General features: G+C 63.6%; 6 protein-coding genes. 4 read left to right on the top strand and 2 right to left on the bottom strand.

The genetic code is table 11. The features are described 5' to 3' along the window. Positions 1–264: 264 nt before the first annotated feature. Positions 265–999 carry a thioesterase II family protein gene (locus tag J3P76_RS08405; protein WP_434701734.1) on the bottom strand — a complete coding sequence of 245 codons (735 nt, stop codon included), beginning with the start codon at positions 997–999 and terminating at the stop codon, positions 265–267. Between the two features lie 131 nt (positions 1,000–1,130). Here J3P76_RS08405 and tam point away from each other — a divergent pair, with 131 nt between their 5' ends. Together tam and J3P76_RS08395 are read left to right on the top strand one after the other, a co-directional pair. Next, complete coding sequence (gene tam, locus J3P76_RS08400; RefSeq protein ID WP_434606962.1) at positions 1,131–1,901, top strand: trans-aconitate 2-methyltransferase; 771 nt, start codon at positions 1,131–1,133, stop codon at positions 1,899–1,901. Positions 1,902–1,983: 82 nt separating this feature from the next. Next, positions 1,984–3,117, top strand: a complete 1,134-nt coding sequence (locus tag J3P76_RS08395) for a cupin-like domain-containing protein (RefSeq protein WP_434627742.1) — start codon at positions 1,984–1,986, stop codon at positions 3,115–3,117. 50 nt (positions 3,118–3,167) lie between these two features. On the opposite strand, the gene J3P76_RS08390 is transcribed toward J3P76_RS08395, so the two are convergent. Next, entirely contained in the window at positions 3,168–4,340 is a 1,173-nt protein-coding gene (locus J3P76_RS08390) for an MFS transporter (protein ID WP_434606966.1), read from the bottom strand. A 157-nt stretch (positions 4,341–4,497) separates the two neighbouring features. Here J3P76_RS08390 and J3P76_RS08385 point away from each other — a divergent pair, with 157 nt between their 5' ends. Beyond that, positions 4,498–5,298 (top strand): SDR family oxidoreductase, encoded by an 801-nt coding sequence (locus tag J3P76_RS08385; RefSeq protein ID WP_434606968.1) that lies wholly within the window; start codon positions 4,498–4,500, stop codon positions 5,296–5,298. Beyond that, entirely contained in the window at positions 5,291–7,114 is a 1,824-nt protein-coding gene (locus J3P76_RS08380) for a glycoside hydrolase family 15 protein (protein ID WP_434559894.1), read from the top strand. The genes J3P76_RS08385 and J3P76_RS08380 overlap by 8 nt, the downstream gene beginning before the upstream one ends. The last annotated feature ends 27 nt before the right edge of the window (positions 7,115–7,141 follow it).

Below are 7,141 nucleotides of genomic sequence, written 5' to 3'. Positions count from 1 at the left end.
TTCTGGGTATCCGGAATCAGTGGGCACAAGGCACAGAGGCATGTCGTCCCTATGAAACGAATGCAAACCGGAAAAATTAGCGATTGGGAACAAGTGTCAGGAAGGAAGAAAACCGTGGCGAGGGAGCTTGCTCCCGCTCGGCTGCGCAGCAGTCGTAAACCGGCTGATGCGGTCTGCCTGGGTTAATGCGCCATTCTTTTTGAGGCGGCCCGGCCGCCCAGCGGGAGCAAGCTCCCTAGGTCACGAAAGCGGGTCTTTAACGGGTTATGCGCTGATCGCCAACCCATGCCGCCGATGATGCACGCTCAACTGATCCTTGATCAGCCGCAGCACCTTGGCCTCGTGCTCGTGGATGAAGAAATGCCCGCCGGCCAGCATGTCCACCGAAAAGCTGCCCGTGGTTTCCTGACGCCAGCCCATCAGTTGCGCCGTGGTGGCCTTGTCGGCGGTGCCGCCGAGCACGTGCACCGGGCATTTGAGCAACGGTCGCTGCCGCGGCTGAAAACGTCCGCACAGCAAAAAATCGGCCCGCAGGATCGGCAGGGTCAGGGCCATCAGTTCTTCATTGGCCAGGATCTCCTCGCTCGTGCCGTTGAGGGTGCGCAGTTGCTCGATCAACTCAGCGTCGGTCTTTGCCGTGGCAAAATCGCGATCGTAGTCGGCCCGCATCGTCGGCGCGGCGGTGCCGGATGCAAACAGCGCCACCGGTTCCGGGCAGCCGAGTTCACGCAGGGCATGGGCGATTTCACAGGCCAACAGCGCACCCAGGCTGTGACCGAACAAGGCGTACGGCGCCTGGAGCGTCGGGTAAAGCTCCCGCGCCAGTTGCATCGCCAACGGGCCCATCTCGGTGTGCAGCGGCTCGTCGAAGCGCGCCCCGCGTCCCGGCAACTCCACTGGTTGCACGTGCAGCCATTGCGGCAATTTGCGCCGCCACCGGCTGTACACCATTGCGCTGGCGCCGGAATAAGGCAGGCACAGCAGGGTCAGTTGGGTCACTGCGGTTTTCTCCGATCGTTCGAGTCAAAAGGATAACGAGGCCGGGCCGTAAAAAATTAGTCGCCGGCCTCTCCCCTGGATGCGTCTTATACTGCAAACCCCATGGTTCTGGTCTGCCCAAGGAGAACACAATGAGCTGGTCCGCCCAACAATATGTCGCTTTCGAACAGGAACGCACCCGCCCGTCCCGCGATCTGCTGGCGGCGATCCCGCCGGTACAGGCGCGCCAGGTGATCGATCTGGGCTGCGGCCCCGGAAACTCCACCGAACTGTTGGCGGACCACTTCCCCGGCGCGACGGTGCGTGGCCTGGACAGTTCCGCCGACATGGTCGAAGCCGCCCGCAAGCGCTTGCCCGACGTGACATTCGATACGGCAGACATCGGCCTCTGGAATGAAAGCGGCCCCTTCGAGGTGATCTTCGCCAACGCTGTGCTGCAATGGCTGCCGGACCACGCCACCCTACTGCCGTCACTGGTGGACAAACTCGCACCAGGTGGCAGCCTGGCGATCCAGATGCCCGACACCCTGCATCAGCCGTCCCACCGCTTGATGCGGGAGATTGCGGCCAACGGCCCCTGGGCCAGCCAACTGGCCGGGGCCGCTGATTCTCGGACCGAGGTGGAGGACGCCAGCACCTATTATTCGATCCTCAAGCCCCATTGCAGCCGGGTCGATGTGTGGCGCACCACCTATCATCATCCACTGGCCGGTGGCGCTTCGGGCATCGTGGAATGGTTCAAGGGCAGCGGCTTGCGCCCGTTTCTCGAACCGTTGGACGAGGCGCAACGCGAGCAATACCTGACGCAATACCTCAAGGCTGTCGAACAGGCCTACCCGACCCTGGACGATGGTTCGGTCCTGCTACCGTTTCCACGGGTCTTCATCGTCGCGACACGCTAGGGCGGCGATTGGGGGCACAGGCTAAATTTTCGGTCACGGCCCTCGTTACCTGCTAGACCGAAAACCCGCAAGAGTGACCGCCGTGGACCTGCAAACCATCCTGGGCAAGCTGTTCGCCAATGCCGGCGCCGTTGGTATCGAAGGCGTCTTCCAGTTCGTGTTCGGCCCGCACCAGGCGTACTGGTCCGAGGTCAAGGCCACCAGCCGCACCCAGGCCGGGCGCCACGCCAGCCCCGACGTCACCATCGAAGTGGCGGAAAAGGACTTCCTCGGGATCATGGCCGGCCTGGCCAATGTCGAGGAACTGTTCGCCAGCGGTCGTTTGAAGATCGGCGGCAACATGGGCCTGGCGACGTTGCTGCCACAGATCATCGACCAGGCGCGCCATGGCAGCCGCCCGGTGGAAAAGGTCGACATGAACAAGCGCTATCCCACTCCTTCGCGCTTCAGCGAAAAGCTCACCGCCAGCCTGCCAACCCAACACAGCGTGGAACGTCGGCCGTGCAGCGGGTTGTCAGTCCAGGAATTCAAGGCGCGCTATCTGCCCCATGGCATCCCGGTGGTCATCAGCGATGCGCTGCAGGACTGGCCCTTGTTCAAGCTCAGCCGGGAAGAAACCCTGGTGCATTTTGCCGAGCTGCAAGGCATCACCCGCCACGGCGACTACATCAAGAAAACCTTCTCAACGGAGCGGGATTTTCGCTCCACCTCCATGGCCGATTTCATCGCCTCCCTCGACAACCCGGTGACCACGGCCGCCAACGGCGAGCCGCCGGCGTACATGGGCAACAACATTCTGCCGGCGCAGTTGATGGAGTTGATCAAATACCCGCCTTACTTCGACGCTTCGCTGTTCATCCCGCCACGTATCTGGATCGGTCCCAAGGGCACCCTCACCCCACTGCACCGCGACGACACCGATAACCTGTTCGCCCAGGTCTGGGGCCAGAAAACCTTCACCCTCGCCGCGCCCCACCACCGCGAAGCCCTGGGCACCTGGTCGACCGCGCCCCAAGGCGGGCTGGACGGCTGCGACTTCAATCCCGACGCGCCGGACTATGCACGTTTCCCCAGCGCCCGGGACGTGACGTTCCTGCGGGCCACACTGGAGGCCGGTGACCTGCTGTTCTTGCCGGAAGGCTGGTTTCATCAAGTGGAATCGGTGTCCACATCGCTGTCAGTCAATTTCTGGGTGAATTCGGGACGGGGTTGGTAGCGGTCGAGGTTGCACTCGTGGCGAGGGAATGTGTACGGCAAACCTGTCGCTTACCTCTGCTGGCGATAACTTTGCACCGCCGCCCCCAGCACCACCGCCCCGGCCGCTATCGCCAGCCAGAACCCACTGCGCGCGCCGAACGTATCCACCAGCCACCCCGAACCGGCCGCGCCGATCGCCACGCCGATGCTCAGGCCAGTCACCAGCCAGGTCAGGCCTTCGGTCAGCCGGGCTGGCGGCACGATGCGCTCCACCAAGGCCATGGCGACGATCAGCGTCGGCGCGAAAAATAAACCGGCAACGAACACCGCCAGGGACAATCCGAGGATATTGCTCGCCAACAACAGCGGCAGCGTGGTGACCGCGGTCGCCACGCCGCCATACAGGAACAACCGCGGCAGAGGCAGCTTGGAGCGCAGCGCGCCGAACGCCAGCCCGGCCAGGCACGAGCCAATGGCGTAGACCGACAGCACGATGCTCGCCGCCGCCGGTTGCCCCTGCTGCTGGGCGAACGCGACACTGACCACGTCCACCACCCCGACAATGACGCCCATGGCGACCATCAACAACAGCAGCAAAAGCACATCCCCTGAACCAATGATCGAGCCCTGATGATGGGCCTGGTGCGGATGCACCGGCGGCTCGGTCCCACGTTGCAGCACAAACGCGGTCACGCCGATCGCCAGCAGCAGCACCGAGGCCAGGGGCCCCGCTTCCGGGAACGCCACCACGCACAACCCCACCGACAGCGGCGGCCCAACAATAAAACAGACCTCGTCGAGCACCGACTCCAGCGCATAAGCGGTGCGCAGTTGCGGCTGGCCGCGATACACCTCGGTCCAGCGCGCTCGGACCATCGCCGACATACTGGGCATGCAACCGGCCAGGGCAGCGAACAGGAACAGCGTCCAATGGGGCGCCTGCAATCGCGTACACAGCAGTAGCATCAACAGCGCCCCGCCCCCCAGCAACGCCGCCGCCGGCAAGACCCGTCCCTGGCCGAAACGGTCCACCAGCCGCGACACCTGAGGCGCGCAGAACGCGGTCGCCAAGGCAAACGTCGCCGCCACCGCGCCGGCCAGACCATAGCCGCCCTTGAGCTGCGAAAGCATGGTGATCACGCCGATGCCGGTCATGGATATCGGCATGCGCGCGATCATCCCCGCCAGCACGAAGCCGCGGCTGCCAGGGGCAGTGAATAATTCACGATAGGGGTTTGCCATGGGACACGGTCTCAACAAGGGCCTGCAACTTGCCATAAACGACCGGGACGGGCAAAGCGTAAAACTGTGGGTGAAATGTGAAGACTGTTTCCTGCAAATGAACTCTCGGCACCTGGCGCCAGTCAGCAAGTAAGGCCCTCAGTTCAAGGTGCTACCCATGCAGATTTCCCTCGCCCGACAAGTTGCCCTGGTCACTGGCGCCAGCTCTGGCATCGGCGCCGGCTCCGCCCGGGCATTGGCGGCGGCCGGTGCCGCCGTGGTGCTCAACTACCATTCCAGTGCAGGCCCGGCCGAAGACCTGGCCCGCGAGATCAACGACAGCGGCGGCCGCGCCATCGCCCTCGGCGCCGATGTATCGAAGGAGCAGGATGTCGAACGCTTGTTCGCCCAGACCCTCGACGCCTTCGGCACGCTGGACATCCTGGTCGCCAACTCCGGCCTGCAAAAGGACGCCGCCGCCGTGGACCTGACCCTGGACGACTGGAACACCGTCATCAACGTCAATCTCACCGGCCAATTCCTCTGCGCCCGCGCCGCCCTGCGAATCTTCAACCGCCAGGGCATTCGCCAGGGCGTGTCCCGGGCCGCCGGCAAGATTATCCACATGAGCTCGGTGCACCAGCGCATCCCCTGGGCCGGTCATGTCAACTATGCGGCATCCAAGGGCGGCATCGACCAGCTCATGCAGACCCTGGCCCAGGAAACCAGCCACCAGCGCATCCGCATCAACAGCATCGCCCCTGGCGCCATCCGCACGGCCATCAATCGGGAGGCCATGGCAGGCGACAATGAGGACAAAATCCTCGAGCTCATCCCCTACGGTCGGGTCGGCGATGTGGAGGATGTCGCCAATGCGGTGGTCTGGCTGGCATCGGACTTGTCCGATTATGTCGTGGGCACCACGCTGTTCATCGACGGTGGAATGAGCCTCTATCCGGGGTTCCGCGGCAATGGTTGATCATGACGAGCCGCAAAGCCCCATCGAGAACCACGGCATCATTGGCGACATGCGCACCGCCGCGCTGGTCAACGATCGAGGCAGCGTGGATTTTTTCTGCTGGCCGGAATTCGACAGCCCGTCGATCTTCTGCTCGCTGTTGGACACTCCCGAGGCCGGCATCTTTCAACTCGCGCCGATCTTGCCGGACGCCCGTCGCCAGCAGATCTACCTGCCCGACACCAACGTCCTGCAGACCCGCTGGCTGAGCGACGGCGTGGTGGTGGAAATCACCGATTTGCTGCCCATCGGCGACAGCGAGGATGACCTGCCGGTGCTGATGCGTCGGGTGCGCATGACCGTCGGCAGCGCGACGTTTCGCATGCGTTGCGCGGTGCGCCATGATTATTCCCGCGCCGCGACAACGGCGCGCCAGGAGGGCGATCACGTCATTTTCGAGGCACCGCAACAACCGAGCCTGCGCCTGTGCGCCGACCAGCCCCTGACGCTGGACGGCCAGGCGGCAGTGACGGAGTTCACCCTGGAGCAAGGCCAGACCGCTGAGTTCCTGCTGGGCAGCATCGACGACCCTCGGCTGGTGGACGATACCAGTGCCCTTTGCCTGGAACGAACCCTGGCGTTCTGGCGCGGCTGGATCAGCCAATCGAACTACCGCGGCCGCTGGCGGGAAATGGTCAACCGTTCCGCCCTGGCGCTGAAACTCCTGACATCGCGCAAACAGGGCGCCATCCTCGCCGCCGCCACCTTCGGCCTGCCGGAATCACGTGGCGGCGAGCGCAACTGGGATTATCGCTACACCTGGATCCGCGACGCCTCGTTCACCGTCTACGCCTTCATGCGCCTGGGCTTTGTCGACGAAGCCAACGCTTACATGCGCTGGCTGCGTGGCCGAGTCAGCGATTGTCGCGACCAACCGACCAAACTCAACATCCTCTATGGCCTGGACGGTCGGCTTGAATTGCCCGAAACCGAACTGACGCACCTGAGCGGCTACGGCAACGCGCAGCCGGTGCGTATCGGCAACCTGGCCTACCAGCAGGTGCAGCTGGACATCTTCGGCGAGCTGATGGACGCGGTGTACCTGGTCAACAAATACGGCGAAGCCATCTCCCACCAGGGCTGGAAACACACCGTCGATGTGGTGGATCAGGTATGCACGATCTGGCGGGACGCGGATGTCGGCATCTGGGAAATGCGCGGTGACAAGCAACATTTCCTGCACTCGCGCTTGATGTGTTGGGTGGCCGTGGACCGCGCCATCCGCCTGGCGAGTAAACGCTCCCTGCCCGCCCCGTTCGCCCGTTGGGATGAGACCCGCCAGGCCATCTACGAAGACATCTGGACGAACTTCTGGAGCGACGAACATCAGCACTTCGTCCAGTGCCTGGGCAGCACCGCCCTGGACGGCTCGATGCTGCTGATGCCGCTGGTGCGCTTCGTCAGCGCCCGCGACCCGCGCTGGTTGTCGACGCTGGACGCCATCGAAAAAGACCTGGTGCGAGACGGCATGGTCTATCGCTACCGCACCGACGACAACCCCATCGATGGCCTCAGCGGCACCGAAGGTTCGTTCGTGGCCTGCTCATTCTGGTACGTCGAATGCCTGGCCCGCGCCGGCCGGGTGGAAAAAGCCCAACTGGAATTCGAACAGCTGCTGCGCTACGCCAATCCGCTGGGCCTGTATGCCGAGGAGTTCGACAGCCACGGTTATCATCTCGGCAACCTGCCCCAGGCCTTGAGCCATTTGGCGCTGATCAGCGCGGCGAGCTTTTTGGATCGCAAGTTGAGCGGGGAGAAAAATCATTGGCAGCCGTGAGCTGCGGTTATGACCAATGACGATTCC

Origin of the sequence: Pseudomonas sp. D1-36 (assembly GCF_051132205.1) — a bacterium.
Taxonomy (GTDB): domain Bacteria; phylum Pseudomonadota; class Gammaproteobacteria; order Pseudomonadales; family Pseudomonadaceae; genus Aquipseudomonas.
The sequence above is the reverse complement of the archived record's forward strand: the minus strand, read 5'-3'. Positions and strand labels throughout refer to the sequence as shown.